The organism is Acinetobacter sp. (genome assembly GCF_041919735.1).
Lineage (GTDB): Bacteria > Pseudomonadota > Gammaproteobacteria > Pseudomonadales > Moraxellaceae > Acinetobacter.
Map to the genome: position 1 here is coordinate 1 of NZ_JAYRTF010000061.1, position 1,035 is coordinate 1,035.

At 46.6% G+C, this 1,035-nt stretch carries 1 protein-coding gene; it reads left to right on the forward strand.

What is annotated here, in order from left to right; genetic code table 11:
• Positions 1-1,035, forward strand: a 1,035-nt coding sequence (gene hisS / locus ACE3T3_RS15930; protein WP_374668647.1) for a histidine--tRNA ligase, incomplete at both ends; no start/stop codon positions are given.

Genomic DNA, 1,035 nt, shown 5'->3' on the forward strand with positions numbered 1-1,035 from the left:
ATATCGTTGAAAAAGAAATGTACACCTTCTTGGACAAAGGTAATCCGCCTGAGTCTTTGACTTTGCGTCCTGAAGGAACAGCAGGCTGTGTACGTGCCATGCTGGAGCATAACTTGCTTCGCGGTGCAACGCCTCGTGTCTGGTATATCGGGCCGATGTTCCGTTATGAAAAGCCGCAAAAGGGCCGTTATCGTCAGTTCCACCAATTTGGCGTGGAAACCTTTGGTGTGGCAACCCCAGATATGGATGCTGAGCTGATTTTGATGACGGCACGTCTGTGGAAACGCATGGGTGTAGCAGATAAAGTTCAACTTGAGTTGAATACTCTCGGTGAGTCTGATGAGCGTGCAGCTTACCGTGCGGCATTGGTAGAGTTCTTAGAATCACATAAAAATGATTTAGATGAAGATTCACAGCGTCGTTTAACCACCAACCCACTACGTATCCTTGACTCTAAAGATGCCAAAACTCAAGCCATTTTAGAAAATGCGCCGAAGTTGCATGACTTTATGGGGGAAGAGACGCTACAGCACTTTGTAACCTTGCAGCAGTATTTAACCGATGCCGGTGTAAGCTTTGTGATTAATCAAAAACTGGTGCGTGGCTTAGATTATTACAATAAAACTGTATTTGAATGGACCACCACGCATTTGGGCTCACAAGGTACAGTGTGTGCGGGCGGCCGTTATGATGGCTTAGTGGGCCAGCTTAAAGGTAAGGCAGATCAGTCTGTACCTGCAGTTGGTTTTGCGATGGGTATGGAACGTCTGTTGTTATTGCTTGAGCAAGTCGAAGACGCTACACCTATACGTGACTGCGAAATGTTTTTATTGGCAGATCCCGCTTCTCAAGGCAAAGCTTTGGTGCTTGCAGAACAAATTCGTAACCAGTTAGATGCTGCATCAAGCACGCTTCGTTTGAAAGTTGGATCACATGGTTCAATGAAGTCGCAAATGAAAAAAGCGGATCAGTCTGGCGCATTGTTTGCCCTCATTTTGGGTGAGCGCGAGGTGGAAGCTGCTCAGTTTGCCGTAA